Origin of the sequence: Hydrogenophaga palleronii NBRC 102513, assembly GCF_001571225.1 — a bacterium.
GTDB classification, from domain to species: Bacteria; Pseudomonadota; Gammaproteobacteria; order Burkholderiales; family Burkholderiaceae_C; genus Hydrogenophaga; species Hydrogenophaga palleronii.
Genome location: NZ_BCTJ01000007.1, coordinates 41,999 through 68,731 on the forward strand (window position 1 = coordinate 41,999; position 26,733 = coordinate 68,731).

The 26,733-nt window shown below is 66.3% G+C and carries 32 protein-coding genes and 1 tRNA gene; 5 read left to right on the plus strand and 28 right to left on the minus strand.

Going from position 1 to position 26,733, the window contains the following annotated elements; genetic code table 11:
• Positions 1-44 precede the first annotated feature (44 nt).
• Together secA and HPA01S_RS07280 are read right to left on the minus strand one after the other, a co-directional pair.
• Positions 45-2,807 carry a preprotein translocase subunit SecA gene (gene secA, locus HPA01S_RS07275; RefSeq protein ID WP_066268344.1) on the minus strand — a complete coding sequence of 921 codons (2,763 nt, stop codon included), beginning with the start codon at positions 2,805-2,807 and terminating at the stop codon, positions 45-47.
• 168 nt (positions 2,808-2,975) lie between these two features.
• On the minus strand, positions 2,976-3,929 hold the full coding sequence (locus HPA01S_RS07280) for a M23 family metallopeptidase (protein ID WP_174525285.1): 954 nt from the start codon (positions 3,927-3,929) through the stop codon (positions 2,976-2,978).
• A gap of 54 nt (positions 3,930-3,983) precedes the next feature.
• Between HPA01S_RS07280 and HPA01S_RS07285 the strand changes: the two genes are divergently transcribed.
• Positions 3,984-4,301 (plus strand): DciA family protein, encoded by a 318-nt coding sequence (locus HPA01S_RS07285; protein ID WP_066268347.1) that lies wholly within the window; start codon positions 3,984-3,986, stop codon positions 4,299-4,301.
• A 243-nt stretch (positions 4,302-4,544) separates the two neighbouring features.
• The gene (locus tag HPA01S_RS23705) at positions 4,545-5,072 is read left to right on the plus strand and encodes a serine O-acetyltransferase (RefSeq protein WP_066268349.1); all 528 of its coding nucleotides are present in this window, start codon (positions 4,545-4,547) and stop codon (positions 5,070-5,072) included.
• A 19-nt stretch (positions 5,073-5,091) separates the two neighbouring features.
• On the opposite strand, the gene HPA01S_RS07295 is transcribed toward HPA01S_RS23705, so the two are convergent.
• The 6 genes from HPA01S_RS07295 to petA form a co-directional block, all read right to left on the minus strand.
• Positions 5,092-5,167, minus strand: a tRNA-Thr gene (locus tag HPA01S_RS07295).
• 14 nt (positions 5,168-5,181) lie between these two features.
• A complete protein-coding gene (locus HPA01S_RS07300) occupies positions 5,182-5,742 on the minus strand; it encodes a ClpXP protease specificity-enhancing factor (protein ID WP_066268351.1) in 561 nt (186 codons plus the stop codon).
• Between the two features lie 40 nt (positions 5,743-5,782).
• Entirely contained in the window at positions 5,783-6,394 is a 612-nt protein-coding gene (locus tag HPA01S_RS07305; protein WP_066268354.1) for a glutathione S-transferase N-terminal domain-containing protein, read from the minus strand.
• A gap of 112 nt (positions 6,395-6,506) precedes the next feature.
• Positions 6,507-7,262, minus strand: coding sequence for a cytochrome c1 (locus tag HPA01S_RS07310; protein ID WP_066268355.1), 756 nt, complete (start codon positions 7,260-7,262; stop codon positions 6,507-6,509).
• 32 nt (positions 7,263-7,294) lie between these two features.
• Positions 7,295-8,695 carry a cytochrome b gene (locus tag HPA01S_RS07315; RefSeq protein WP_066268356.1) on the minus strand — a complete coding sequence of 467 codons (1,401 nt, stop codon included), beginning with the start codon at positions 8,693-8,695 and terminating at the stop codon, positions 7,295-7,297.
• Positions 8,696-8,738: 43 nt separating this feature from the next.
• A complete protein-coding gene (gene petA, locus HPA01S_RS07320; protein ID WP_066268359.1) occupies positions 8,739-9,347 on the minus strand; it encodes a ubiquinol-cytochrome c reductase iron-sulfur subunit in 609 nt (202 codons plus the stop codon).
• A gap of 248 nt (positions 9,348-9,595) precedes the next feature.
• Between petA and mscL the strand changes: the two genes are divergently transcribed.
• On the plus strand, positions 9,596-10,018 hold the full coding sequence (mscL, locus tag HPA01S_RS07325; protein ID WP_066268360.1) for a large conductance mechanosensitive channel protein MscL: 423 nt from the start codon (positions 9,596-9,598) through the stop codon (positions 10,016-10,018).
• Between the two features lie 38 nt (positions 10,019-10,056).
• Here the strand turns inward: mscL and pdxA are convergent, their stop codons facing one another.
• Together pdxA and HPA01S_RS07335 are read right to left on the minus strand one after the other, a co-directional pair.
• Positions 10,057-11,100 (minus strand): 4-hydroxythreonine-4-phosphate dehydrogenase PdxA, encoded by a 1,044-nt coding sequence (gene pdxA, locus HPA01S_RS07330; protein ID WP_066268361.1) that lies wholly within the window; start codon positions 11,098-11,100, stop codon positions 10,057-10,059.
• Positions 11,101-11,108: 8 nt separating this feature from the next.
• The gene (locus HPA01S_RS07335) at positions 11,109-11,894 is read right to left on the minus strand and encodes a Nif3-like dinuclear metal center hexameric protein (protein ID WP_066268362.1); all 786 of its coding nucleotides are present in this window, start codon (positions 11,892-11,894) and stop codon (positions 11,109-11,111) included.
• Positions 11,895-12,063: 169 nt separating this feature from the next.
• Between HPA01S_RS07335 and HPA01S_RS07340 the strand changes: the two genes are divergently transcribed.
• Positions 12,064-13,218, plus strand: a complete 1,155-nt coding sequence (locus tag HPA01S_RS07340; RefSeq protein WP_066268364.1) for a S1C family serine protease — start codon at positions 12,064-12,066, stop codon at positions 13,216-13,218.
• A gap of 39 nt (positions 13,219-13,257) precedes the next feature.
• Here the strand turns inward: HPA01S_RS07340 and tatC are convergent, their stop codons facing one another.
• The 7 genes from tatC to hisI form a co-directional block, all read right to left on the minus strand.
• Positions 13,258-14,058 (minus strand): twin-arginine translocase subunit TatC, encoded by an 801-nt coding sequence (gene tatC, locus HPA01S_RS07345; RefSeq protein WP_066268366.1) that lies wholly within the window; start codon positions 14,056-14,058, stop codon positions 13,258-13,260.
• Entirely contained in the window at positions 14,058-14,552 is a 495-nt protein-coding gene (tatB, locus tag HPA01S_RS07350) for a Sec-independent protein translocase protein TatB (RefSeq protein WP_066268368.1), read from the minus strand. The genes tatC and tatB overlap by 1 nt, the downstream gene beginning before the upstream one ends.
• Before the next feature lie 88 nt (positions 14,553-14,640).
• Positions 14,641-14,886: a Sec-independent protein translocase subunit TatA gene (gene tatA / locus HPA01S_RS07355; RefSeq protein ID WP_066268370.1), complete on the minus strand. Its 246-nt coding sequence runs from the start codon at positions 14,884-14,886 to the stop codon at positions 14,641-14,643.
• Positions 14,887-15,010: 124 nt separating this feature from the next.
• Entirely contained in the window at positions 15,011-15,373 is a 363-nt protein-coding gene (locus HPA01S_RS07360; RefSeq protein WP_066268372.1) for a histidine triad nucleotide-binding protein, read from the minus strand.
• Positions 15,374-15,388: 15 nt separating this feature from the next.
• Entirely contained in the window at positions 15,389-15,778 is a 390-nt protein-coding gene (locus HPA01S_RS07365) for a DUF4870 family protein (protein ID WP_066268375.1), read from the minus strand.
• Between the two features lie 16 nt (positions 15,779-15,794).
• Positions 15,795-16,175, minus strand: a complete 381-nt coding sequence (locus HPA01S_RS07370; RefSeq protein WP_066268377.1) for a phosphoribosyl-ATP diphosphatase — start codon at positions 16,173-16,175, stop codon at positions 15,795-15,797.
• An 8-nt stretch (positions 16,176-16,183) separates the two neighbouring features.
• Positions 16,184-16,573 carry a phosphoribosyl-AMP cyclohydrolase gene (gene hisI / locus HPA01S_RS07375; RefSeq protein ID WP_066268380.1) on the minus strand — a complete coding sequence of 130 codons (390 nt, stop codon included), beginning with the start codon at positions 16,571-16,573 and terminating at the stop codon, positions 16,184-16,186.
• 117 nt (positions 16,574-16,690) lie between these two features.
• On the opposite strand from hisI, the gene HPA01S_RS07380 reads away from it, so the two are divergent.
• Positions 16,691-17,188 carry a LapA family protein gene (locus tag HPA01S_RS07380; protein ID WP_066268382.1) on the plus strand — a complete coding sequence of 166 codons (498 nt, stop codon included), beginning with the start codon at positions 16,691-16,693 and terminating at the stop codon, positions 17,186-17,188.
• 19 nt (positions 17,189-17,207) lie between these two features.
• Here the strand turns inward: HPA01S_RS07380 and hisF are convergent, their stop codons facing one another.
• From hisF to HPA01S_RS07435, 11 genes are all read right to left on the minus strand, one after another.
• Positions 17,208-17,987 carry an imidazole glycerol phosphate synthase subunit HisF gene (gene hisF / locus HPA01S_RS07385; protein ID WP_066268383.1) on the minus strand — a complete coding sequence of 260 codons (780 nt, stop codon included), beginning with the start codon at positions 17,985-17,987 and terminating at the stop codon, positions 17,208-17,210.
• Positions 17,988-17,996: 9 nt separating this feature from the next.
• Positions 17,997-18,737, minus strand: a complete 741-nt coding sequence (gene hisA / locus HPA01S_RS07390; RefSeq protein ID WP_066268384.1) for a 1-(5-phosphoribosyl)-5-[(5-phosphoribosylamino)methylideneamino]imidazole-4-carboxamide isomerase — start codon at positions 18,735-18,737, stop codon at positions 17,997-17,999.
• Positions 18,738-18,810: 73 nt separating this feature from the next.
• The gene (gene hisH, locus HPA01S_RS07395) at positions 18,811-19,473 is read right to left on the minus strand and encodes an imidazole glycerol phosphate synthase subunit HisH (protein ID WP_066268386.1); all 663 of its coding nucleotides are present in this window, start codon (positions 19,471-19,473) and stop codon (positions 18,811-18,813) included.
• A 13-nt stretch (positions 19,474-19,486) separates the two neighbouring features.
• On the minus strand, positions 19,487-20,107 hold the full coding sequence (gene hisB / locus HPA01S_RS07400; RefSeq protein ID WP_066268389.1) for an imidazoleglycerol-phosphate dehydratase HisB: 621 nt from the start codon (positions 20,105-20,107) through the stop codon (positions 19,487-19,489).
• Positions 20,104-21,213 (minus strand): histidinol-phosphate transaminase, encoded by a 1,110-nt coding sequence (hisC, locus tag HPA01S_RS07405; protein WP_066268390.1) that lies wholly within the window; start codon positions 21,211-21,213, stop codon positions 20,104-20,106. Before hisC ends, hisB begins: the two co-directional genes overlap by 4 nt.
• Complete coding sequence (gene hisD, locus HPA01S_RS07410; RefSeq protein WP_066268524.1) at positions 21,210-22,601, minus strand: histidinol dehydrogenase; 1,392 nt, start codon at positions 22,599-22,601, stop codon at positions 21,210-21,212. The genes hisC and hisD overlap by 4 nt, the downstream gene beginning before the upstream one ends.
• 8 nt (positions 22,602-22,609) lie before the next feature.
• Positions 22,610-23,248 (minus strand): ATP phosphoribosyltransferase, encoded by a 639-nt coding sequence (gene hisG / locus HPA01S_RS07415; protein ID WP_066268391.1) that lies wholly within the window; start codon positions 23,246-23,248, stop codon positions 22,610-22,612.
• A gap of 109 nt (positions 23,249-23,357) precedes the next feature.
• The gene (gene murA, locus HPA01S_RS07420) at positions 23,358-24,632 is read right to left on the minus strand and encodes a UDP-N-acetylglucosamine 1-carboxyvinyltransferase (protein WP_066268393.1); all 1,275 of its coding nucleotides are present in this window, start codon (positions 24,630-24,632) and stop codon (positions 23,358-23,360) included.
• An 8-nt stretch (positions 24,633-24,640) separates the two neighbouring features.
• A complete protein-coding gene (locus HPA01S_RS07425; RefSeq protein WP_066268395.1) occupies positions 24,641-24,886 on the minus strand; it encodes a BolA family protein in 246 nt (81 codons plus the stop codon).
• A 92-nt stretch (positions 24,887-24,978) separates the two neighbouring features.
• Positions 24,979-25,734: an ABC transporter permease gene (locus HPA01S_RS07430; protein ID WP_066268397.1), complete on the minus strand. Its 756-nt coding sequence runs from the start codon at positions 25,732-25,734 to the stop codon at positions 24,979-24,981.
• Positions 25,731-26,669 carry an ABC transporter ATP-binding protein gene (locus HPA01S_RS07435; protein WP_066268399.1) on the minus strand — a complete coding sequence of 313 codons (939 nt, stop codon included), beginning with the start codon at positions 26,667-26,669 and terminating at the stop codon, positions 25,731-25,733. The genes HPA01S_RS07430 and HPA01S_RS07435 overlap by 4 nt, the downstream gene beginning before the upstream one ends.
• Between the last annotated feature and the right edge of the window lie 64 nt (positions 26,670-26,733).

Below are 26,733 nucleotides of genomic sequence, written 5' to 3' on the forward strand. Positions count from 1 at the left end.
AGACGGCTGCGAAGCGGCGGGCGCCTAAAGGCGCCGCACCACTGTCAGTCCAGCTTGCCGTGGCACTGTTTGTATTTTTTGCCGCTGCCGCAAGGGCAAGGGTCGTTGCGACCCACGCGCGGCACCTCGCCCGCAGGGCGCGCGGCGGCGGCGGCGATGGCCGCGTCCGTGGTGGTCTGCGTCTCGCCGGTTTCGGTCGGCGCGGTGTAGGTCACGTTGGCGATCTGTTCGGCGCGCTCTTCGATCTGCTCGGCCGCGGCGGCCATCTGTTCGGCCGACTGCACACGCACGTTCATCAGCACGCGGGAGACGTCGTTCTTCACGCTGTCGAGCAACTGGCCGAACAGCACGAAGGCCTCGCGTTTGTATTCCTGCTTGGGCTGCTTCTGCGCATAACCGCGCAGGTGGATGCCCTGGCGCAGGTAGTCCAGCGCGGAGAGGTGTTCGCGCCACTGGCCGTCGATGGTCTGCAGCAGCACCACACGTTCGAACTGGGTGAAGTTCTCTTCGCCGACAACTTCCACCTTGCCATCGAACACGCCCTTGGCGGCGGCCAGCACGCGCTCGACGATTTCCTCGACGTCGATCGCTTCGGCGTCCGACACCCACTTCGTCACCGGCGCATCCACCGCCCATTCCTCGCGTAGCACACGTTCCAGCGTGGGCAGATCCCACTGCTCTTCCACGCTGCCTTCGGGCACATACTGGTGCACCAGGTCGGTGAAACAGCCTTCGCGCAGCGCGTCGATCTGGCCGCGCAGCGAGCTGGCGTCCAGGATGTCGTTGCGCTGCTGGTAGATCACCTTGCGTTGGTCGTTGGAAACGTCGTCGTACTCCAGCAGCTGCTTGCGGATGTCGAAGTTGCGCGCCTCGACCTTGCGCTGCGCGCTTTCGATGCTGCGCGTGACGATGCCGGCCTCGATCGCCTCGCCCTCGGGCATCTTCAGGCGGTCCATGATGGCGCGCACGCGGTCGCCCGCGAAGATGCGCATCAGCGCGTCGTCCAGGCTCAGATAGAAACGCGACGAGCCCGGGTCACCCTGGCGGCCCGAGCGGCCACGCAGCTGGTTGTCGATGCGGCGCGACTCGTGGCGCTCGGTCGCGATGATGCGCAGACCCCCGAGTGCCTTGACCTTGTCGTGATCGGCCTGCCACTGCTGGCGGATGGTTTCGACGCGCGCAGCCCTGGCAGCCTCGTCGAGCGATTCGTCGCGCTGTGCCGCATCGATCATCTTCTCGAGGTTGCCGCCGAGCACGATGTCGGTGCCGCGGCCCGCCATATTGGTGGCAATGGTGATGGCGCCGGGACGGCCGGCCTGGATGATGATGTCGGCCTCGCGCGCATGCTGCTTGGCGTTCAGCACCTCGTGCGGCAGTTTTTCGGCCGTCAGCAGCTCGGCAATGATTTCCGAGTTCTCGATCGACGAAGTTCCCACCAGCACCGGCTGGCCACGCTCGTGGCACTCGCGGATGTCCTGGATGGCTGCGACGTACTTTTCCTTGGTGGTCTTGTAGACACGGTCAAGTTGGTCGGTGCGCTTGCTGATGCGGTTGGGCGGAATCACCACGGTTTCAAGGCCGTAGATTTCCTGGAACTCGTAGGCCTCGGTGTCGGCCGTGCCGGTCATGCCCGAGAGCTTGCTGTACAGGCGGAAGTAGTTCTGGAAGGTGATGGAGGCCAGGGTCTGGTTTTCCGGCTGGATCGCCACGCCCTCCTTCGCCTCCACCGCCTGGTGCAGGCCGTCGCTCCAGCGCCGGCCCGACATCAGGCGGCCGGTGAACTCGTCAACGATGACGATTTCGCCGTTCTGGTTCACGTAGTGCTGGTCACGGTGGTACAGGTGGTGCGCCTTGAGCGAGGTCACCAGGTTGTGCAGCAGCGCGATGTTGGCCGGGTCGTACAGCGAGGCACCTTCGGGCAGCAGGCCGGCCTGGGCCAGCAGGCGTTCGGCGTTTTCGTGGCCCTGCTCCGTCATGTGGATGGAGTGCGCCTTTTCGTCCACCGTGAAGTCGCCCGGCTTGATCACGCCTTCACCGGTGCGGACGTCGGCTTCGCCTTCCTGGCGCGTCAGGTGCGGCACCAGCTGCTTGATTGCCACATAGGTCTGCGTCTGGTCTTCGGCCTGGCCGCTGATGATCAGCGGTGTGCGCGCTTCGTCGATCAGGATCGAGTCCACCTCGTCGACGATGGCGTAGTTCAGGCGGCGCTGCACGCGGTCCGTCGCCTCGTACACCATGTTGTCGCGCAGGTAGTCAAAGCCGTATTCGTTGTTGGTGCCATAGGTGATGTCGGCGGCGTAGGCGGCCTGCTTCTCTTCGCGCGGCGCCTGCGGCAGGTTGATGCCCACCGTCAAACCCAGGAAGTTGTAGAGGCGGCCCATCCAGTGGGCATCGCGGCTGGCGAGGTAGTCGTTCACCGTCACCACATGCACGCCCTTGCCGGACAGCGCGTTCAGGTAGACCGGCAGCGTCGCGGTCAGGGTCTTGCCTTCGCCGGTGCGCATTTCGGCCACCTTGCCGTGGTGCAGCGCCAGGCCACCCACCATCTGCACGTCGAAGTGGCGCATCTTCATGACACGCTTGCTGGCCTCGCGCACCACCGCAAAGGCCTCCGGCAGCAAGGCGTCGAGCGTCTCGCCCTGCGCGACGCGCTGCTTGAAGGACTCGGTCTGCGCCTTCAGTTCCTCGTCGCTGAGTGCCTCGTACTTCGCCTCCAGGCCGTTGATGCGCTCGACCGTCCGGCGGTAGGTTTTCAGGAGGCGGTCGTTGCGGCTACCAAATAGTTTGGTGAGGAAGTTTGTGGCCATACGTGCGGGCCTGCCACAGGCACCCTGGGGATTCCGGGCAGGCAAATGAGGAAGGGAGGGCTCTTTCGAACCCGGGGAGAACAGACGCGGGAGCTACCCGGAATGTGCTGGCGAACGCTGGGCTTTCAAGAGCAAAGCGCGCATTTTACCCGCCGAACCCAGGCCCGCTCAGGGCTTGCGCGGGCCGGCCTGGGCCGCCTGGGCGGCGGCCACGTTTTCACCCGCCGCCAGGAAGCGCTGCGGGTCCTGCGGCACACCCGAAACCCAGACCTCGAAGTGGAGGTGCGGGCCGGTGGAGCGGCCAGTCGAGCCGACTTCGGCGATCTTCTGGCCACGTTTGACGATGTCGCCCTTCTTCACCAGCACCTTGGAGGCGTGGGCATAACGCGTGATCAGGTCGTTGCCGTGGTCGACCTCGACCATGTTGCCGTAGGCGGCGTGGTACTCCTGCACCACCACCACGCCACCGGCCGCGGCCAGGATGGGGGTGCCGGTGTCGGACGGGAAATCCAGCCCGGTGTGCAGCGCCGAGCGCCCGGTGATCGGGTCGATGCGGAAACCGAAGGCCGAGCCCACCGGCACACCCACCACCGGTTTTTCGGTCGGCACCATGGTGCGCTGGATCTTCTGGTCGAACAGGCGCGACTCCACCACCGTGAGCCAGTCCACGCGGGAACCGGTGCTCTGGTCGATGCGGTCGAGCGCACCCATCAGCTCGTCCATGCTGATGTCGCGGCTGGCCACCAGCGCACCGCCGGAACCCAGGGGGGTCGTCTTGAACTCGGTCGGGCTCAAGCCGGCCAGGCCGGCCACGCGTTCGCCCAGCGAGTCGATCTGCACCATGCGCGCCTGCATTTCGCCCAGCTTGCGCGCCATCGCATCCAGGTTGGCGCGCAGGTAGGCGTTCTGGGAGTTGGCGTCGTCCTGGTGCACCAGCCGCGCCACCGGGGCGAAGCCGGGCCAGCCCTGGCGCACGCCCTCGAGAAACACCCAGTGGTAGGTGGTGATGGCGCCCAGCATCAGCAACACCGACGCCAGCGCACCGGCGGCCACCAGCTTGAAACCGTTGAGATGCAGGGCGCGGCTTTTGGCCAGCCAAGCATCCGTGATAATGATGTGCACTCTTCTTACCTTCTTTCCTGTGCGCTCCGGCATCCACCGGAATGCCCCCAACGCATGTCAACCGGCCACCGTTCCCACATCATGCTCAGCCTCGAGCAGGCCGTGGGCGCAGCGCCCACGTTGGCCGCTCTGCAGGAACGCATCCGGGAATCCCGCTGGTGCCTGGACCAGATCCAGCACCTGATCCCGGCCACCCTGCGCCCGCACGTGCGGCCAGGGCCACTGCAAGACCAGGAATGGTGCCTGCTGGTGGCCAGCGCCGCGGCCTCAACCAAATTGCGCCAGCTGCTGCCATCGCTGCAGCAGGCATTGACCCAAAGGGGTGCGCAGGTTAACGCAATCCGCATCAAAGTCCAAACGCCGGGACGATGAATGCCCCTGCAACGGGGGCGGGCGGCGCCGGCACCCCACCAGCCAGCCCGGCGGGCGATCGGTCGAATCCGTCATGCCACGATCCCCCCGTCATCCGAAGTGAAAGAATTTGCGTGTAGCATGCCCGGCACGGACGTGGCCTTCCTGATCCAGATTCAGCTGCACCGCCCCTCAATCAGAGGCCTTTCTACTGCGTGAATCTCCTTTTTTTGATGCTTTTCTCCAATACCCACCCGACTCCCCATGTTTGAAAACGTTCGCGCCGACTACCAGGCGCATGGCAGAAAGTGGGGGGCGCAGGGTTTCTGGGTCATGCTCGTTTACCGCTTTGGCCGGTGGCGCTACGGCATCCGTCCGGCCATTCTGCGCAAGCCCTTCTCCTTCCTTTACAAGGTGATGTTCAAGCTCGTGCAGGTGGTGGCTGGCGTTGAACTCCCCTGTGAAGTCACGGTCGGGAAGAACTTTGTCATCGATCACTTCGGCGGCATCGTGATCAGCGGGTATGCCCGGTTTGGCGACAACTGCAGGATTCGCACCGGCGTGGTGGTGGGCCTGTCGCGTGTCGAAGACCCTTGCGCACCGGTGTTTGGCAACAACGTGGACATCGGAGCTGGCGCCAAGGTGCTGGGCCGTGTGACCGTGGGCGACAACGTGTTGATCGGCGCGAACTCGGTGGTCACCCGTGACGTGCCTTCCGATTCCATTGCAGTGGGCCTGCCCGCCGTGGTCAAGCCGCGCCGGCAGCCTGCGCCCTCCAGCCAGGCCAGCTGAGGCGCGCGCCTGGCAGTGATGGTGCCGCTTGTCTGACTCGAACAGACGACCTATCGCTTACAAGGCGATTGCTCTACCAACTGAGCTAAAGCGGCGGGACCCGAAAATTTTACTTGACGCGCTTGAGCTGCGGTCGGCCACCGGACCGCGCAGGGCTCGGGCTGGCAGGCGGCGGTTCGGGCGTCTCACCGTCTTCCGCCGCGGTTGCGGGCGTGTCACTCGGCACCGAGCGCAGCGCACCTCTGGCCGGGCTGTCGGGTGCACTGTCGCCCTCGAGCTCGGCACCCTCTTGCTCGTCCGGCACCACGGCGGCATCCACCGCCGATCCGGCCACGGCAGCGGGTGGCGGCGCCGGGAACGCCATGCCCTGCCCGTTTTCGCGCGCATAGATGGCGATGACATGGCTGACCGGCACCACGATCTCGCGAGCGACGCCGCCGAAGCGGGCTTTGAACTCGATGAAGTCGTTGCCCAGCTTGAGCGAGCTGGTGGCGTCCATGCTCACGTTCAGCACGATCTCACCGTTCTTCACGAACTCCATCGGCACGCGCACCGAGGCGTCGACCTGCACCGCGATGTAGGGCGAGAACCCGTTGTCGGCACACCATTCGTGCAAGGCACGGATCAGGTAGGGCCGGGTGGAAGGGGTTTCGGTTTCGAAGGCACTCATGGCGTTGCGGGAACCCGGCTCCTGCGAGCCGGGGTGTCCATCACTTGCGCATGACCTTTTCGGACGGCGTCAGCGCTTCGATGTAGGCCGGGCGCGAGAAGATGCGTTCGGCGTACTTGAGCAGGGGTGCCGCGTTCTTGCTCAGCTCGATGCCGTAGAAGTCGAGGCGCCAGAGCAGCGGAGCGATCGCCACGTCGAGCATGGAGAAGTTGTCACCCAGCATGAACTTGTTCTTCAGGAACACCGGGGCAAGCTGGGTCAGGCGGTCGCGGATGTGCGCACGGGCCTTTTCCAGCGCCTTGTCGTTGCCCTTAGTGCTGCGCGATTCGAGCATGGAGACGTGCGTGAACAGCTCCTTCTCGAAGTTGAGCAGGAACAGGCGCACGCGCGCGCGGTCCACCGGGTCGCCGGGCATCAGCTGGGGATGCGGGAAGCGCTCGTCGATGTACTCGTTGATGATGTTCGACTCGTACAGGATCAGATCGCGTTCGACCAGAATCGGCACCTGGCCGTACGGGTTCATGACGCTGATGTCCTCGGGCTTGTTGTAGAGGTCAACATCCCGGATTTCGAAATCCATGCCCTTTTCGAACAACACGAAACGGCAGCGGTGGGAGTAGGGGCAGGTGGTGCCCGAATACAAGACCATCATGAGGAAGGCTCCTTAAAGCAAAAAACAGTGGTTTGCATATGCGCCGGGTCGGCACTGCAAACCACTGTGGAACGGTCGGGACGGGCTCGGGGCCCGGCCCAGCCGGATCGGATTATTTGACGTCTTTCCAGTACGAGGCGTTCAGGCGCCAGGCCACCAGGCTGAAGACGAACAGGAACAGCAGCACCCAGACACCGAGGCGCACGCGCGTGTTCTGGGCCGGCTCGGCCATCCACTGCAGGTAGGCCACCAGGTCGCCGACGTTGTCGTCGAACGCGGCTTCGCTCAGGGTGCCGGGCTTGACCGTGGACCAGCCCTTGACGCGATCCACCTCGTGGCCGTGGCTCATCACCTTTTCGTACACCGGCTGGCGCTCGCCCTGCAGTTCCCACAGGGGGTTGGGCATGCCGATGTTCGGGAAGGCGAGGTTGTTCCAGCCGGTGGGCTTGGTCTCGTCGCGGTAGTAGGAGCGCATCAGCGTGTAGACGTAGTCGGCACCGGTGCCGGCGTGGCTGGAGCGCGAGCGGGCAACCAGGGTCAGGTCGGGCGGGTTGGCGCCGAACCAGGCCTTGGCCTGCTTGGGATCGATCGAGGCCTTCATGGTGTCACCGATCTTGTCGGTGGCGAAGACCAGGTTGTCGGCGATCTGCTTGTCGTTCAGGCCGATGTCGCGCAGGCGGTTGTAGCGCATGAACGCCGCCGAGTGGCAGCTCAGGCAGTAGTTGACGAACAGCTTGGCACCGTTTTGCAGCGAGGCCATGTCATTGGTGCGCTGGGGCGCCTTGTCCAGGGGAATGCCACCACCGGCGGCCAGGGCCGCCCCCGACATGCCCAGGGCCAGCATGAAGCCCAAGAGGATTTTTTTCATTTGCTTGACTCTCCGCATTGGCTCTTTGGGGTTCAGTGGGGCTGGAAGGTGACGCGCTTGGGCACGGGCTTGAATTCGCCGATGCGGCTCCACCAGGGCATCAGGAGGAAGAAGCCGAAGTAGAACAGCGTGCCAACCTGGGAAACGCGCTCGCCGATAGGCGATGGCGGCAGCACCCCGAGGTAGCCCAGGATCAGGAAGTTGATCACGAACAGCGTGTAGAGCCACTTGTTCCAGCTCGGGCGGTAGCGGATCGACTTGACCGGGCTGTTGTCGAGCCAGGGCAGGAAGAACAGGATGACAACCGCGCCACCCATGGCGACCACGCCCCAGAACTTGGCGTCGATGGCCAGCATGAGCGCCACCAGCACCACGGCGCCACCGACGATCATGGCCTTGAAGATCGCACCGATCCTGGCTTTGAGCACGCCGAGCACGGCACCCAGCAGCACGCAGGCGATCAGGGCGTACATCATCTCGCTGGTGATGGCACGCAGCATCGAATAGAAGGGCGTGAAGTACCAGACCGGCGCGATGTGCAGCGGCGTCACCAGCGGGTCGGCCGGGATGAAGTTGTTGTACTCGAGGAAGTAACCGCCGAACTCGGGGGCGAAGAAGATGATTGCCGAGAAGGCCATCAGGAACACCGTCACGCCCAGCAGGTCGTGCACCGTGTAGTAGGGGTGGAACGGAATGCCGTCGAGCGGCTTGCCCGAGGCGTCCTTGGTGGCCTTGATCTCGACGCCGTCGGGGTTGTTCGAGCCCACTTCGTGCAGCGCAATGATGTGCGCCACCACCAGACCCAGCAGCACCAGCGGCACGGCGATCACGTGGAAGCTGAAGAAGCGGTTCAGCGTCGCGTCACCCACCACGAAGTCGCCACGGATGAGCAGCGCCAGGTCAGGGCCGACAAAAGGAATCGCGGCGAACAGGTTCACGATCACCTGCGCACCCCAGTAGGACATCTGGCCCCAGGGCAGCAGGTAGCCCATGAAGGCTTCGGCCATCAGGCACAGGAAGATCGCGCAGCCGAACACCCAGACCAGCTCGCGCGGCTTGCGGTAGCTGCCGTAGATCAGGCCGCGGAACATGTGCAGGTACACCACGACGAAGAACGCCGAGGCGCCGGTGGAGTGCATGTAGCGGATCAGCCAGCCCCAGGGCACGTCGCGCATGATGTACTCGACCGAAGCGAACGCCAGGTTGGCGTCGGGCTTGTAGTGCATCACCAGGAAGATCCCGGTCACGATCTGGATCACCAGCACCAGCAAGGCCAGCGAACCGAAGAAGTACCAGAAGTTGAAGTTCTTCGGTGCGTAGTACTCGGCCAGATGCTCGTTGTAGAGCTTGGACAGCGGAAACCGGTTGTCGATCCAGTTCAGGGCTTTCTGAGCGATCGGTGCGTCGGGGGAAATTTCTTTGAATTCAGCCATGGGGATGCCTCTGTGATCCGGGTGTCTGCCAGCGCCGCGCGGCTCAGGCCTGCTTCTCTTCGCCCACCAGCAGCGTGGTGTCGGAGAGGTAGTAGTGCGGCGGCACTTCCAGGTTGTCGGGTGCGGGCTTGTTCTTGAAGACACGGCCGGCGACGTCAAACGTCGAACCATGGCAGGCGCACAGGAAGCCACCCTTCCAGTCGTTCGGCAAAGATGGCTGCGGGCCAGGGGTGAGCTTGTCGCCAGGCGAGCATCCAAGGTGGGTGCAGATGCCGACGGTCACGAGGTACTCGGGCTTGATGGAGCGGTGCGTGTTCTTGGCGTAAGCCGGCGTGGGATAGGCCGTGCGGTCCGAATTCGGGTCGGCCAGTTCACCGTCGAGCGTTGGCAGGGCCGCCAGCTGCTCGGGCGTGCGACGCAGGATCCAGACCGGCTTGCCGCGCCATTCCACCACGATCTTCTCGCCCGGCTGGATGCCGGAGATGTCGACCTCCACCGGCGCACCGGCGGCACGGGCACGCTCGGACGGCTGGAAGGTGCTCACGAAGGGCACTGCGACAGCGGCTGCACCGGCGCCACCCATGGCGCAGGATGTGATCAGCCAGGTTCTGCGGCCGCGATCTACAGTCGCACCGGCGGTTGCTTCACTCATGGGGATCTTTCAATGAGGGTCGAGACGGGACACTTGGGACAACCCGGCATTGTACTGGAGCAGTCAAGGGGCTTTCCCGCTTGTCGGGGCGTGCGACTGGGCTATTGGCCGCGGTGCGGGCCGCCCTTTTGCACGCCATGGTGGCTGACGGCCCGGGCACCACCGCTTGTGTGAGAATCCCGCTGGAATACAGTCAGAAGGCTTGCTTTGTGCAGGCCACCAACCAATCTACGTTCAGGAGAGTCCAGATGGGCATGATGCAGGAATTCAAGGAATTTGCCGTCAAGGGCAATGTGATCGATCTCGCCGTGGGTGTGATCATCGGCGGAGCCTTCGGCAAGATCGTCACTTCCATGGTGGAAGACATCATCATGCCCGTCGTGGGTGCCGTCTTCGGCAGCCTGGACTTCACCAACCTGTTCATCGCGCTCGGCAAGGTGCCCGAGGGCACGCCCCACACGCTGGCCGCGTTCAAGGCCGCCGGCGTGCCCACCCTGGCCTACGGCAGCTTCATCACCGTGGCGCTGAACTTCACCATCATGGCGTTCATCATCTTCATCATGGTGAAGCAGATCAACCGCCTCAAGCGCGAAGCCCCGCCAGCCGCTGCGCCGGCCACGCCCGAAGACATCCTGCTGCTGCGCGAAATCCGCGACAACCTCAAGAAGTAAACACGCCTGCGGCCGGCACCCCGTGCCGGCCAGCCGCGTCAGGCCTGCGCGGCGTCCATGGCCGCGTCGATCGCGGCCAGCAGGCTTTCGGCGCTTGCGCGGCCGCTGCCAGCCAGATCGAAAGCCGTGCCATGGTCCGGGCTGGTGCGCACGAAGGGCAGACCCAGCGTGGTGTTCACGCCCTGCTCCAGCCCGAGCAGCTTGACCGGAATCAGCCCCTGGTCGTGGTACATCGCCACCACCACATCGAACGCACCCTGGCGCGCGCGCATGAACACCGTGTCGGGCGCGTGCGGACCGCTCACCGCCAGGCCTTCGGCCTGCGCCTGCTGCACCGCCGGTGCGATCTGATCGATCTCCTCCCGCCCGAACAAACCGCCCTCGCCCGCATGCGGGTTCAGGCCGGCCACCGCGATGCGCGGTCGTGCGAAACCGGCGCGGCGGAAATGCGCCTCGGTAATGCGCACCGTCTGCAGCACCTGCTCACGCGTCACCGCCTGCAAGGCCTGCTGCAGCGCCACATGGATGCTCACCAGCACCGTGCTCAGGCCCGGGCAGCTCAGCATCATGCGCACCGGCAGTTCGGCCACCGGCACACCGGCGTGCTCAGCCGCGAGCGCCTGCAGCAGCTCGGTATGGCCCGGGTGGTCCACACCCGCCGCGGCCAGTGCTTCCTTGTGGATGGGCGCCGTCACCACGGCACGGGCCTGCCCCATCAGCGCGGCACGCGCCGCCCAGTGGATGCAGTCGGCCGCAGCCCGCCCGGCGGCGGCGCTCACCTGGCCCAGCACCACACCCTGCGGCGGCTCGCAGGCCTGCACCACCGCCATGCAGCCCGGTGGCACCGATGCCAGGGCCGGGAGTTCCGTGATCTCGGCCAGCACCAGGGCGTCGGCCGCCGAGTCGGGCGCGGCGGCGGTCAGGCGCAGCGCACGCTGCAGGGTGGCCACGTCACCGGCCACCACCACCTGCCGGCACAGGCCCGGGCGCTCGCGAAAGGCCTTGGCGATGATTTCCGGCCCGATGCCGGCCGGGTCGCCCATGCTCAGGACGATGGGGCGAAGAACAGCGCTGTGGACCATGCCGCGCCTCAGGCCGGGTTGGGAATGTCGATGAACACGTGCTCGAGCCCGAGCTCGGCCGCCACCTGCGCGCCCACCGCCGGTGCGCCGTAACGCTCGGACGCATGGTGGCCGCAAGCAATGTAGGCCACGCCGCATTCGCGCGCGTAATGCGCCTGGGGTTCGGAGATTTCACCGGTGATGAACACCTCGGCGCCGGCGGCGATGGCGGCTTCGAAGTAACCCTGCGCACCGCCGGTGCACAGCGCCACGCGCGTGAGCGGCCGGTCGGGCTCGGCCACCAGCGTGACGGCGCGGCCCAGGCGCTCGGCCACGTGCTCGGCCAGCGCCGCGGCGGAAGCGCAGGCGCGCTCGCCCATGAAGCCCAGCGACTGTTCGCCGAAGCGGCCGCGCGCATCGTCATACAGCTGCACACCCAGGCGCTGTGCCAGTTGGGCGTTGTTGCCCAGCGTGGGGTGGGCGTCCAGTGGCAGGTGGTAGGCGAACAGGTTGATGTCGTGCTGCAGCAGCAGCGCCAGGCGCTGCTTCATCCAGCCGGTCACGCGGCCGTCCTGGCCGCGCCAGAACAGGCCGTGGTGCACCAGCAGGGCATCGGCCTGCTCGGCGATCGCCGCCTCGATGAAGGCCCGGCTGGCGGTCACGCCGCTGACCAGCTTGCGCACCGTCGGCCGGCCCTCCACCTGCAGCCCGTTGGGGCCGTAGTCCTTGAACTGCCCGGGCTGCAGCAGCTGGTCGAGCGAGGCCCCGAGGGCGGCGCGGGACACGGATGGGCGGGATGAAGTGGGCTCGGACATGGGGTTCGGGAGTGGGGATGGCAAAGCCCGACGGGCAGGCCCTCCATTCTGACAGCCGGCACCGGGCCGCACGTGCCGCGCGCCCTGGTGGCGCGGCCATTTGCGGGACAATAGAGCCCCTGAATCGGCCCCGGTCGGGACCACGGCCCCTCAACCCGCTCGCATCTCCATGAAACGCATTTGGCTCCTGTTCGCCCAGACCGTCACCGTGCTGGTGGCCGCCCTGTTTGTGGTCGCCACCCTGCAGCCGCAATGGCTGGGAGGCCGCAACACCACCACGGTGGTGCCGGTGTTCGAAGCGCCCTCGGGCACCCCGGTGCCGGTGGTGGAAGGCTCGGGCAGCTTCCGCGCCGCCGCGCGCAGCGCCTCGGCCGCTGTGGTCAGCATCAACACCAGCAAGGCCCCGGCCAACAACCCGCAGAGCGCCGACCCCTGGTTCCGCTTCTTCTTCGGTGACCAGGCGCCCTCGCAACAGCAAAGCGGCCTGGGTTCGGGCGTGATCGTGAGCCCTGCCGGCTACGTGCTGACCAACAACCACGTGATCGAAGAAGCCGACGAGATCGAGGTGATCCTCAACGACGGCCGCAAGTCGGTGGCCGAGGTCATCGGCACCGACCCCGAGACCGACCTGGCGATCCTGAAGATCGCGCTCACCGACCTGCCGGTGATCACGCTGGGCAATTCCGACGCGCTGGAAATCGGCGACCAGGTACTGGCCATCGGCAACCCCTTCGGCGTCGGCCAGACCGTGACCAGCGGCATCGTCAGCGCGCTTGGCCGCACCCAGCTGGGCATCAACACCTTCGAGAACTTCATCCAGACCGACGCCGCCATCAACCCGGGCAACTCGGGTGGTGCGCTGGTGGATGTGAGCGGCCAGCTGATGGGCATCAACACCGCCATCTACTCTCGCTCGGGCGGCTCCATGGGCATCGGTTTTGCCATCCCCACCTCCACCGCGCGCAGCGTGATGGAGGCGATCGTGAAGGACGGTCAGGTCACGCGTGGCTGGATCGGCGTGGAGCCTCAAGACCTGAGCCCCGAGCTGGCCGAAAGCTTCGGCCTGCAGCCGGGTTCCGGCGTGATCATCAGCGGCGTGCTGCAGAACGGCCCGGCCGCGCAGGCCGGCATCCGCCCGGGTGACGTGATCACCGCGGTGGGTGACCGCGAGGTGAAGAGCGTGGTGCAGCTGCTGTCGGCGGTAGCCAACCTGGCGCCGGGCACGCCGGCTTCGCTGGAAGTGGTGCGGCGCGACGGCAAGACCCGCATCGACGTCACGCCGGGCCGGCGCAACCTGCCCCGCCAGGCCGCTGGGCCGCGCTAACAGCGCAGCAAAAGCACAGGGCCCGCAAGCCCCGCCGCGTCAGGACGACGCGGCTTCTTCTTCCTTGCTTTCTTCTTCGGTCTTGGCGGTCGACTTGATGAACCACTGCGCGCCCCAGATGCCCATCTCGTACAACAGGCACATGGGCACGGCCAGCGCGAGCTGGGAAATCACGTCGGGCGGCGTCACCACGGCGGCGATCACGAAGGCCACCACGATGAAATACCCGCGGAAGTCCTTCAGCTGCTTCACCGCCACCATGTTCATCTTGACCAGCAGGATCACCACGATGGGCACCTGGAAGGCCAGGCCGAAGGCCAGGTACAGCGACAGGATCGCCTCCACATAGGACGCGATGTCGGGCGTGGCCGCCACGCTCGCGGGTGTGAACTTCTGGATGAAGCCGAACATCTTGTCCAGCACGAAGAACTGCACGAACGCAATGCCGACGTAGGCCAGCACGCTGCCGAGCACGATCAGCGGAATGCCGAAGCGTTTTTCGTGGCTGTACAGACCGGGCGAAACAAAGGCCCAGACCTGGTACATCCACCACGGCAGGGACAGCAGCAGCGCCGCCATGGCCAGCACCTTGATCGGCACGAAGAAGGGCGAGAACACGCCGACCGCGATCAGCTTGGCGTCGGGCGGCATGTGGGCGCGGATCGGAACCGCGATCAGGTCGATCAGGCCGCTCGGGCCGGGCCAGATGGCCAGCAGGCCCATGCAGATGGCCAGGCCGATGATGCCGTACAGGAGCCGGTCGCGCAGCTCCATCAGGTGCTGCACAAACGGCTGTTCGGAACCGGCCAGTTCGTCGGTGGGATCTTTGGGGTCGGACATCAACGGGGAGCGGAGGAGGAGCGCGGCCGGAAGCGGGCCACGCGGGCCGCACCCGACTGGGTACGGGTGCGCACGCCGGTGCGGGCCTTGAACCACTGGGGCATGGCCTTCTGCTTGATGCGCCAGTTCTTCTTCGGGTGTTTGTAGACCGGGACGTCGAACGAACCCAGCGGGGCGTTCGATGTGTCGTAGCTGGACGAATTGCCGTCCAGCCCGGCCGTGGCTTCGGACCAGGATTTTTCGAAGTCGCTGGCGCCGCTGCTGATCGAACTCTCGACGTCGCGCGCGGCTTCGGTGACCGAGTCCTTCATCTTCTTGAGCTCTTCGAGCTCCATCGAGCGGCTGACTTCGGCCTTCACGTCCGACACATATCGCTGCGCCTTGCCCAGCAGGGCGCCCACGGTGCGCGCCACGCGCGGCAGTTTTTCGGGGCCGATGACGATCAACGCCACCGCCCCGATGAGGGCGAGCTTGGAAATGCCCAGATCAATCATGTGTCGGCCATCCTGCGGGCAAGGTCGGGCGGGGGACTACCCCGCAAAACGGGCGCCGGCGCCGTGGGGAGCGCCAGCCGCCAGGGCTTCAGCTTTTTTGCTTGGCTTCGACGTCGATGGCGTTCTTGTCGGCGCGGCTTTCCTGCGTCACCTGACCGGCCGGGGCAGAAGCCGCCGCGTCGGAGGGGTTTTGCCCGCCTTCCTTGATACCGTCCTTGAAGCCCTTGACCGCACCACCCAGGTCGGTGCCGATGTTCTTGAGCTTCTTGGTACCGAACACCATCACCACGATCAGCAGCACGATCAGCCAGTGCCAGATTGAGAACGAACCCATGAGTTTCTCCAGATAGGAATGAAGCGACAGTCGCTATGCGTGGGATTCTAAGCCCCGGTAGGAGTTCAGCCCCCGGTCGAATGCGCCCGGCAAGCCGGCCAAAGGGGTGTTGCCGGACTTTGCCTCAACCGCGCAGCCAGGGGCGCGGGCCACCCATCACGTGCACATGCAGGTGGTGCACTTCCTGGCCGCCTTCGGCGCCGTTGTTGCACACGATGCGGAATCCGCCTTCGGGATATGGATTGCAGCCCTGCTCCAGCGCCAGCCGCGGGGCCAGGGTCATCATGCGGCCCATGGTGCGCTCGTGCTCCGGGCCGAGCTGCGCCATGGACGGCACGTGGGCCTTGGGCACCATCAGGAAGTGCACCGGGGCCCAGGGGTTGATGTCGTGGAAGGCAAAGATGTCTTCGTCCTCATAGACTTTTTTGGACGGGATCTGGCCGGCGATGATCTTGCAGAAGATGCAGGTGGGGTCGTGTGCGCTCATGGGAAATCAACAAATTCAGTCGGGCATGGCCTGGCTGGCGTTCATGCGCACCATGCCCTTGACGATGCGGTAGAGGAACCAGATCGAGATCAGGCACCAGGCGATCATGCCCGGCAGCAGCAGCAGGAACCACAGCGGCAAGGTGACGAGGTAGAGCACGGCGGCCCAGATCACGGTGCGGATGCGCCAGGAAAAATGGCTGGCCTGCCAGGTGCCTGCGGCCTCGTTCTTCTTCACCAGGTCGATGATCAGCGCGATCAGCAGCAGCACCGGGCTGGCCTGCCCGCCCGGCACCACCGCGCCCACCGCCACCAAGAGGTGCAGCACGTAGCTGACCCAGCCCACTGTCTTGAGGGACTGGGCTTTTTCGTTGTCGACCGTTTCCACGTCAATGATGTCGCTCATCTGAGGCTCCTGGTTGTCAACCGGCTTCGGGACCCGCCGCGGCTTCGCGCTGCAACACCTTGCGCAGCGCCTTTTCCTCCAGCCCGCTCAGGCCTTCGCGGCGTGCCAGCTCGGCCACCACGTCGGCCGGGCCGAGGTTGTAGTGGGCGAGCGCGATCATGCAGTGGAACCAGAGGTCGGCGGTTTCGTTCACCAGGCTCTGGCGGTCACCACCATGCTCCAGGTCCTTGGCCGCCATCACCACTTCGGTGGCCTCTTCGCCGATTTTTTTCAGGAAGCTGTCGGGGCCCTTGTGCAGCAGGCGTGCCACATAGCTTTTCTCGGGGTCGCCGCCGTGGGCCGGCTTGCGGCTCTCGATCACGGCGGCCAGGCGCGCCAGGTCATCGGTGTTGGACATGGTCGGATTTATTTGTAGATGGATTCGGGATCTTTGAGCACGGGCTCGACGGCGTTCCATTGTCCGCCGTCCAGGCGCTGGAAGAAACAGCTGTGGCGCCCGGTGTGGCAGGCAATGCCGGGCTCGTGCCCGAGCTGCGTGACCTTGAGCAGCACCACGTCGTTGTCGCAGTCCATGCGGATGTCGTGCACCGTCTGCACGTGGCCCGACTCCTCGCCCTTGAACCACAGACGCTCGCGCGAGCGGCTGTAATACACCGCGCGGCCGAGCTCGGCGGTCTTCTGCAAGGCCTCGCGGTTCATCCACGCAAACATCAACACATCGCCGGTGGCGGCTTCCTGCGCGATCACCGGCACCAGGCCTTGCGCGTCCCACTTCACTTCATCGAGCCAGTTCATGCGGGTGAATCTACCATGGGGTGCGGGCACTCGCCCCGGCCAGCCGCGAATGCCGTTAGGATGGTCCGGGCGGCGCCGGCGTGCCGCAGCCTCTTCCAACAAGACAAAAGGGACCTCATGAAACTCCGCACCATCCTCCTCGTTCTTTTCATTCTGTTCATCGCCGGCTTCGTGGCGCTGAACTTCGAGCAGATCCTGCAGCCGACCGCGCTGAACTTCGGCTTCACGCAGGTCCAGGCACCCATGGGGCTGGTCCTTCTCGGCATGCTGGCGCTGGTGCTGGTGGTGTTCCTGGCCGCTCTGGTGTACTACCAGACCCTGCACCTGGTGGAGGTGCGCCGCGTGACCCGTGAAGCGGCCGACCAGCGTGTGCTGGCCGACAAGGCCGAGGCATCGCGCTTCACCGAGCTGCGCCAGTACCTGCAAGGCGAGCTGCAGGCCACCGCCGTGCGTGAGAAGGAGCTGGCCGACCAGGTGCAGCTCAAGCTGGACCAGGTGCAGGCGGCGCTGACGCAGGTGGTCGAGCAGACCGGCAACGGCCTGAGCGCCACCGTGGGCGAACTGGAAGACCGGCTGGAGCGCCACTACCCGCCACGCGGCGGCAGCGAACTCTGAAACAGGCGCCGGGGCGCGCTTACAGCCGGACCGGGATGCCGCGTTCGGCCATGCGCGCCTTGGCCTGGGCCACGGTGTACTCGCCGTAGTGGAAGATGCTGGCGGCCAGCACCGCGTCGGCGCCGCCCTGCTGCACGCCGTCGGCCAGGTGGTCGAGGTTGCCCACACCGCCCGAGGCGATCACCGGCACACTCACCGCATCGGCCACGGCGCGCGTGAGCGCGAGGTCAAAGCCGGACTTGGTGCCGTCGCGGTCCATGCTGGTGAGCAGGATCTCGCCCGCGCCGAAGTCGGCCATCTGGCTGGCCCAGGCCACCGCGTCCAGGCCGGTGTTCTTGCGTCCGCCGTGGCTGTACACGTCCCAGCCTTCGCCGCGCTGGGCCAGGTCGTCGCCCTGACGGCGCTTGGCGTCGATCGCCACCACGATGCACTGGGCGCCGTACTTGTCGGACGCGTCGCGGATCACCTGCGGATTGGCGATGGCGGCGGAGTTGAAGCTGGTCTTGTCGGCGCCGGCGTTGAGCAGGCGGCGCACATCTTCCACCGTGCGCACGCCACCCCCGACAGTGAGCGGGATGAAGACCTGCGAGGCCACGGCCTCGATGATGTGCAGGATCAGGTCGCGCCCATCGGACGTGGCCGTGATGTCGAGGAAGGTCAGTTCGTCGGCGCCCTGTTCGTTGTAGCGTGCCGCGATCTCGACCGGGTCGCCCGCGTCGCGCAGTTCCACGAAGTTGACGCCCTTGACGACGCGGCCACCGGTGACGTCCAGGCAGGGAATGATGCGTTTGGCGAGCATGGAGTGCTGTTATCCGTTCAACTCGTCGGCGAGTTGTTGTGCGGCCTCGAAGTCGAGGTCACCGCTGTAGATGGAACGGCCGCAGATCACGCCTTCGACGCCCTCGTCTTCCACCGCACACAGGGCGCGGATGTCTTCCAGGTTGGACAGGCCGCCGGAGGCGATGACCGGGATGGACAGGGCCTGGGCCAGCTTGACGGTGGCGTCGATGTTGATGCCCGAGAGCATGCCGTCGCGGCCGATGTCGGTGTAGATGATGCCTTCGACGCCGTAGTCTTCGAACTTCTTGCCCAGGTCCACCACTTCGTGGCCGGTGAGCTTGCTCCAGCCGTCGGTGGCAACCTTGCCGTCCTTGGCGTCCAGGCCGACGATGATGTGGCCACCGAACGCGGTGCAGGCGTCTTGCAGGAAGCCGGGGTTCTTCACCGCGGCGGTGCCGATGATGACGTAGCGCAGGCCGGCGTCGAGGTAACGCTCGATGGTGTCGAGGTCGCGGATGCCGCCCCCGAGCTGCACGTCGACCTCGGAGCCCACTTCCTTGAGGATGGCGCGGATCGCCTGCTCGTTCTTGGGCTTGCCGGCGAAGGCGCCATTGAGGTCGACCAGGTGCACGCGGCGCGCACCCTTGTCGACCCAACTGCGCGCGATCGCCGCCGGGTCGTCGCCGAACACCGTGGATTGGTCCATATCGCCTTGTTTCAGGCGAACGCACTGGCCGTCTTTCAGATCAATGGCAGGAATCAGCAACATGATGGTGTGGGTGCGATGCGGTTGAACTAGAACTGGAGGACCCGCCGCGCTTGGACGACGGGCTCTCTGGCTCTCAAGGATTCCAGGACAGGAAGTTACGGTAGAGCGCCAGACCCTGATCGGCGCTTTTTTCCGGGTGGAACTGGGTGGCAAAAATATTATCGCGGGCAATGGCCGCTGCAAAGCGCCCACCGTAGTCCGCTTCGCCCACGCTGTTCGCGGCCAGCGTCGGCCGGGCGTAGAAGCTGTGCACGAAATAGAAGTAGGCGCCGTCGGGGATGCCTGCCCACAAGGGGTGCGCCGGGCCGCGGCCCAGGTCGTGGAACACCGGGTTCCACCCCATCTGGGGCACCTTGAAGCGGCTGCCGTCGGCCTGCAGGCGGCCTTGCAGCTGGAAGCGCACGACCTCACCCGGGATCAGGCCCAGGCCCTCGGTCGGCCCTTCTTCGCTGCGGTCGAGCAGCATCTGCATGCCGACACAGACACCGAACAGGGGTTTGTTCGCGGCCGCGTGCAGCACGGCGTCGAGCAGGCCGGAGCCCGCGAGCTCGCGCATGCAGTCGCCCATGTGGCCCTGGCCGGGCAGCACCACGCGGTCGGCGTCGAGCACGTCCCGGGCGTTGGCCGTCACGCGCACCTCCACGTCGGCGGCCTGCGCCACGTGTTGCACCGCCTGCGATACCGAGCGCAGGTTCCCGCTGCCGTAGTCCACCACGGCGACTGTCTTGCGTTTCATCAAGGGACAGGTCTCAGAGCGAGCCTTTGGTCGAGGGAATCACGTCGCCCATGCGCTGGTCGCGCTCGAGGGCCATGCGCAGCGCGCGGGCGAATGCCTTGAACACGGTTTCGGCCTGGTGGTGGGCGTTTTCGCCGTGCAGGTTGTCGATGTGCAGGGTCACGCCAGCGTGGTTGACGAAACCCTGGAAGAACTCGAAGGCCAGTTGGGTGTCAAAACCGCCGACCATGCCGCTCTTGAACGGCACGCGCATGTGCAGGCCCGGGCGGCCGGAGAAGTCGACCACCACGCGCGACAGCGCTTCGTCGAGTGGCACGTAGGCGTGGCCGTAGCGGCGCAGGCCCTTCTTGTCGCCCACGGCCTGCGCAAAGGCCTGGCCCAGGGTGATGCCGACGTCTTCCACCGTGTGGTGGCCGTCGATGTGCAGGTCGCCCTTGGCTTGCACGTCAAGGTCGATCAGCCCGTGGCGGGCGATCTGGTCGAGCATGTGGTCGAAGAAGCCGATGCCGGTGGACAGGTTGGCCCGGCCGGTACCGTCCAGGTTGATGCGCACCGCAATCTGCGTCTCCGCGGTATTGCGTTGCACATGTGCCACGCGGTCGGACACGGAGAGGGCGGGAAGCGTCTGGGTCATAGGGTGCTCTGGAGAGATCGGATCAACTGGGCGTTTTCCGACGGCGTTCCCACCGTCAGGCGCAGACAGTGGGTCAGCAGTGGGTGCATTTTAGAAACATTCTTCACGAGGATGCCCTGGGCCTTGAGTGCGTCGAAGCAAACTTGCGCGTCGGGCACCCGCACCAGCACCATGTTGGCTTCGCTCGGGAAGGGGGTGAAGCCCGGCAGGCGGGCCAGTGCGTCGATCAGCAGCGTGCGCTGTTCGCGGATCTGGGCGGCCTGTTCGGCGAACACGGCGACGTGCTCCAGCGCGAACAGGGCGCACTCGGCGTTGAGCACGCTGACGTTGTACGGCGGGCGCAGCTTGTCGATCTCGTGCACCAGGGCCTGTGCGCCCACCAGGTAACCGATGCGCACGCCGGCCAGGCCGAACTTGGACAGGGTGCGCATCAGCAGCACGTGGGCATTGGCGGCCGGGTCGGCGCGCATCTCGTCCAGCCAGCTGCGGCTGGAGAAGGGCTGGTAGGCCTCGTCGATCACCACCAGGCCACCGAACGTGGCGGCCTCGGCGATCAGGCGGCGGATGGTGCCGGCGTCCCAGAGGTTGGCGGTCGGGTTGTTGGGATAGGCGATGAAGGTGAGCGCGGGACGGTGCTCGCGCAGCGCGGCCAGCATGGCGGCCTCGTCCAGTTCGAAGTCGGGCGTGAGCGGCACGCCGACGAACTTCAGGCCCTGCAGCTGCGCGCTCATGGCGTACATCACGAAGCCCGGCAGCGGCGCCACGATGCTCGCGCCCGGCAGGTCGCAACCCATGGCCAGCAGCGAGATGAGTTCGTCCGAGCCGTTGCCCAGCATCAGGCCGCAACCGGCCGGCAGGTCCACGTAAGCCGCCAGCGCCTGCTTGAGGTCGTCGATGCGGGCACCGGGATAGCGGTGGATGGCCACCGCACCCAGGCGCGCACCCAGCTCGGCCTGCAGCGCGGGCGAAAGGGCAAACGGGTTCTCCATCGCGTCGAGCTTGACCATGCCGGCCGAGTCCTGGATGGCGTAGGCGTGCATGGACTGCACATCCTGGCGGATCGTGTTCAACGGGTTGTTGTTGTTCATCGCGGGCACTGCGCTCATGCCGCACCCCGCATCGGTGGCACCTCGTCCAGCCGCAGCTCGGCGGCGCGGGCGTGCGCCTGCAGGCCTTCGCCATACGCCATTTCAGCGGCGATGGCACCCAGGCTTTGCGCGCCGGCCTGGCTGACCTCGATCAGGCTGCTGCGCTTCTGGAAGTCGTACACACCCAGCGGCGAAGAGAAACGCGCGGTGCCGCTGGTGGGCAGCACGTGGTTGGGGCCGGCGCAGTAGTCGCCCAGGCTTTCGCTGGTGTAGGCACCGAGGAAGATCGCGCCGGCGTGTTTGAGCAGCGGCTCCCAGCGGTGCGGTTCGCTGCTGGAGACTTCCAGGTGTTCGGGCGCGATGCGGTTGCTGATGGCGCAGGCCTCTTCCATGCTGCGGGTGTGGATCAGCGCGCCGCGGTCGTTCAGGCTCTTGGCGATGATGGCCGCGCGCGGCATGGTGGGCAGCAGGCGATCAATCTCGCGCTGCACCGCGGCGATGTAGTCCGCATCGGGACACAGCAGGATGCTCTGCGCCAGCTCGTCGTGTTCGGCCTGGCTGAACAGGTCCATCGCCACCCACTCGGCGGGCGTGCTGCCGTCGGCCAGCACCAGGATCTCGCTCGGGCCGGCGATCATGTCGATGCCCACGGTGCCGAAGACGCGCTTCTTGGCGCTGGCGACATAGGCATTGCCGGGGCCGGTGATCTTGTCCACCTTGGGCACGGTGGCCGTGCCGTAGGCCAGCGCGGCCACGGCCTGTGCGCCGCCGATGGTGAAGGCGCGTGTGACACCGGCCACGTAGGCGGCGGCCAGCACCAGGTCGTTGCGCTCGCCGCGCGCCGCGGTGGTGGCACCGCTGCCGCCGGTGGCCACGCTGCCGCGCACCGGCGTGGGCACCACCATGATGATGTCCTGCACACCGGCCACGTGCGCCGGCACGGCGTTCATGATCAGGCTCGACGGATACGCCGCCTTGCCGCCCGGCACGTAGATGCCCACGCGGTCCAGCGGCGTGACCTTCTGGCCCAGCAGCGTGCCATCTTCGTCGCGGTAGCTCCAGCTCTCGCCGCCGGCTTTCTTCTGCGCCTCGTGGTAGCTGCGCACGCGGCGCGTGGCGGCCTGCAAGGCCTCGCGCTGGGCGGCGGGCAGGCCGTCGAAGGCGGTCTTGAAGTCGGCCTGTGTCAGCTCCAGCTCGGCCATGCTGCCGGCGGCCAGGCCGTCGAAGCGCGCGGTGTACTCCAGCACCGCCGCGTCACCGCGGCTACGCACGTCGGCCAGGATGTCGGCCACGCGCTGCTCGATCGCACCATCGGTCTCGGCCGACCAATGCAGGCGGGCCGCGAACTGCGCCTCGAAATCTGCAGCGGTGGTGGACAGGCGAACGGGACGGGCAGAGAGGCTCATGGGGCTGGTCACTTGACGATGGCCTGGGCGAAGGCGTCGATGATGGGGCGGATGGCCGCCTGCTTGAGTTTGAGCGAGGCCTGGTTGACCACCAGGCGTGCACTGATGTCCATGATGCGTTCCACCTCGATCAGGTGGTTGGCCTTGAGCGTGTTGCCGGTGGAGACCAGGTCGACGATGGCGTCGGCCAGGCCGGTCAGCGGCGCCAGCTCCATGCTGCCGTAGAGCTTGATCAGGTCCACGTGCACGCCCTTGCCGGCGAAGAACTCGCGCGCGATGGCGGTGTACTTGGTGGCGACCTTCAGGCGCGAGCCCTGGCGCACGGCCGAGGCGTAGTCAAAGTCGGCACGCACCGCCACGCTGACGCGGCAGCGCGAGATGTTGAGGTCCAGCGGCTGGTACAGGCCCTGGCCGCCGTGTTCGATCAGCGTGTCCTTGCCGGTCACGCCGAGGTCGGCGCCGCCGTATTCCACGTAAGTCGGCACGTCGCTGGCGCGCACCAGCACCACGCGCACCTCGGGGTTGCTGGTCGCCAGGATCAGCTTGCGCGACTTCTCGGGGTCTTCCAGCACCTCGATGCCGGCGGCCTTCAGCAGCGGCAGGGTCTCGTCGAAGATGCGTCCTTTGGACAATGCGAGCGTGATCAAAACCAGGTTCCTTGCGAGGTGAGCAAATCCGGAAACACCGCGGATCTGGCCTGGCCAGACCGCGGGTGTTGCCCCTTGGAGGGTGTCGCGCAAAGCGCGGCGGGTGTGTTCATTTCACCCGTTCGATGTCGGCACCGATGGCGCGCAGTTTGGCTTCCATCTGGTCGTAACCACGGTCCAGGTGGTAGATGCGGTCGACGATGGTCTCGCCCTCGGCCACCAGGCCGGCGATGACGAGGCTGGCGGACGCGCGCAGGTCGGTTGCCATCACGGTGGCACCCGACAGGCGCGGGATGCCCTCGATGACCGCCACCTTGCCGTCGGTCTGGATGTGCGCGCCCAGGCGCACCAGCTCGTTGACGTGCATGAAGCGGTTTTCAAAGATGGTCTCGGTGACCTTGCTGGGGCCCTCGGCGATGCAGTTGAGCGCCATGAACTGGGCCTGCATGTCGGTCGGGAAACCCGGGTACTCGGTGGTGCGGAAGCTCTGCGCCTTCAGGCGGCCGCTGGCGCGCACGCGGATGAAGACGCCGTCGCCGTCCTTGCCGGCTTCGATCTCGGCACCGGCCTCGCGCAGCTTGTCGATCACCGCGTCGAGGTGGTCGGCGCGGCCATGGCGCAGCAGCACGTCGCCACCGGCCGCGGCCACGGCGCACAGGAAGGTGCCGGTTTCGATGCGGTCGGCCACCACCTGGTGGGTGCAGCCGTGCAGGCGGTCCACGCCCTGGATGCGGATGCGGCTGGTGCCATGGCCTTCGATCTTCGCGCCCATAGCGATCAGCATCTCGGCCAGGTCACCGATCTCGGGTTCCTGGGCCGCGTTCTCGAGCACGGTCTCGCCCTCGGCCAGCGCTGCGGCCATGAGGAAGTTTTCGGTGCCGGTCACGGTCACCATGTCGGTCGCGATGCGCGCGCCGTGCAGGCGCGTCCTGCCCGCCGGCAGGCTGGCCACCATGTAGCCGTGTTCGACCACGATCTCGGCGCCCATGGCCTGCAGGCCCTTGATGTGCTGGTCCACCGGGCGCGAGCCGATGGCGCAGCCACCCGGCAGCGACACGCGGGCGTGGCCGAAGCGCGCCAGCAGCGGGCCCAGCACCAGCACCGAGGCGCGCATGGTCTTGACCAGCTCGTAGGGCGCTTCGGCCTGGATCGGGTCGGCAGCCTGCAGCGTGACCGAGCCGTCCTGCAACTGGAGCTGCACGCCCATGTTGTCGAGCAGCTTGCGCATGGTCGCCACGTCCTGCAGGCGCGGCACGTTCTTCAGCGTCACCGGCTCGGCCGTCAGCAGCGCGGCACACAGCTCGGGCAGCGCGGCGTTCTTGGCGCCGGAGATGGTCACCTCACCCTGCAGGGTGCGGCCGCCGTTGATTCGCAGTTTGTCCATGGTGCGTGTCAGGCTGAGGGTTGGGCCGCCCACTCGGCGGGGGTGTAGGTCTTCATCGACAGGGCATGCACCTCGTCGTTCTGGATGCGGCCGCCCAGCGTGCCGTAGACGGCCTGGTGGCGCTTGATGAGGCGCTGGCCTTCAAAGGCGGGCGAGACGATCACGGCCGACCAGTGGCGACCGTCGCCCGTGACTTCGAGGTGCTCGCACGGCAGGCCGGCGGCGATGAGGGATTGCAGTTCTTCAGCGGTCATATTCGAGCGAGCCTATCTGATCTGTTCCAGGGTTTCCGCAGAACCGGCCTTGCCGCCCCGCAGGTACGACCCTTCGAGGGGTTGGGCCATCTCTAGTGCCGGATCTTGTAGCCGGTCTTGAGCAGGTGCAGCGCGATCGCGCTCACCACCGCCAGCGCGCCGGCCACCAGGGCCAGGCTGGTCCAGGGCGAGACGTCGCTGACACCAAAGAAGCCATAGCGGAAGCCGTCGATCATGTAGAAAAACGGGTTGAGGTGGCTCACGCGCTGCCAGAAGTCGGGCAGGGAATGGATGGAGTAGAACACGCCCGAGAGGAAGGTCATGGGCACGATGATGAAGTTCTGGAACGCTGCCATCTGGTCGAACTTCTCGGCCCACAGGCCCGCCAGCAAACCGAGCGTGCCGAGCAGGGCCGCGCCGAGGAAGGCAAAGGCCAGGATCCACAGCGGCGCCACCAGCGAAGGCTGGGCAAACCACCAGGTGACCACCATCACGCCCAGGCCGACGGCCAGGCCACGCACGACGGACGAACCCACGTAGGCGACGAACCAGGCGCGGTGCGACAGCGGCGTGAGCTGCAGGAACACCAGGTTGCCCATGATCTTGCTCTGGATCAGCGAGGACGAGCTGTTGGCAAAAGCGTTCTGCAACACGCTCATCATCACCAGGCCGGGCAGCAGGAAGGCGGTGTAGCCGACCGACTCGTACACCTGCACCCGGCCTTCGAGCACGTGGCCGAAGATCATCAGGTACAGGATGGCGGTGATCACCGGCGCGGCCACGGTCTGGAAGCCGACCTTCCAGAAACGCAGCACTTCCTTGTAGAAGAGGGTTTGCCAGCCGGTCATGCCAGCACCTCTGCAGATGCGGCGGACTTGACCGCCGTGCCGGTGAGATCGAGGAACACGTCCTCCAGATCGGCCTTGCGGATCTCGATGTCCTCCGGTGACACGCCCACCTCACGCAGGCGCGCCAGGATGCGCTCGACCGCCAGCGCGTCGTTCGCGGGCAGTTGCACCACGCGGCCGGTGATGCGGGCCTGCACCGCCAGATCGGTGGGCAGCGCGGCGTCGGTCTTGAAGCGCAGCACGTTGGAGGCGGCACGCGCCAGCAGCGCGGAGGTGGACTCCAGCGCCACCACCCTGCCCTGCTTGAGCATCGCGATGCGCCCGCAGAGCGCTTCGGCTTCTTCCAGGTAATGGGTGGTCAGCAGCACGGTGCTGCCCATGCGCTTGTTGAGGTCGGAGACGAACTGCCAGAGCGTCTGGCGCAGCTCCACGTCCACACCCGCGGTCGGTTCGTCGAGCACGATCACGGCCGGCTTGTGCACCAGCGCCTGGGCGATCAGCACTCGGCGCTTCATGCCGCCCGAGAGCTGGCGCATGTTGGCGGTCGCCTTGTCGGTCAGGCCCAGGCCTTCGAGCAGCTCGTCGATCCAGGCGTCGTTGCGCCGGATGCCGAAGTAACCGGACTGGAAGCGCAAGGCCTCGCGCACGTTGAAAAAGGGGTCGAACACCAGCTCTTGCGGCACCACGCCGAGGTGGCGGCGCGCGGTGGCGTAGTCGGCCTGCACGTCGGCGCCGTGCACCAGCACGCGGCCCGAGGTGGCTCGCGCCAGGCCCGCGAGCACGCTGATGAGGGTGGTTTTGCCTGCGCCGTTGGGCCCGAGCAGGCCGAAGAACTCACCCGGCTCGATGTCGAAGGACACCGATTGCAGCGCGTGCAGCTCGCCACGCGGGGTCGGGTAGGTTTTGGAGACGTTCTGGAAGGAGACAGCTGACATGCGCGGGCGGGACCCAAGGGAACACCGGCCGCGAACAGGACATCTGCCACCGCCAGTGAACCGG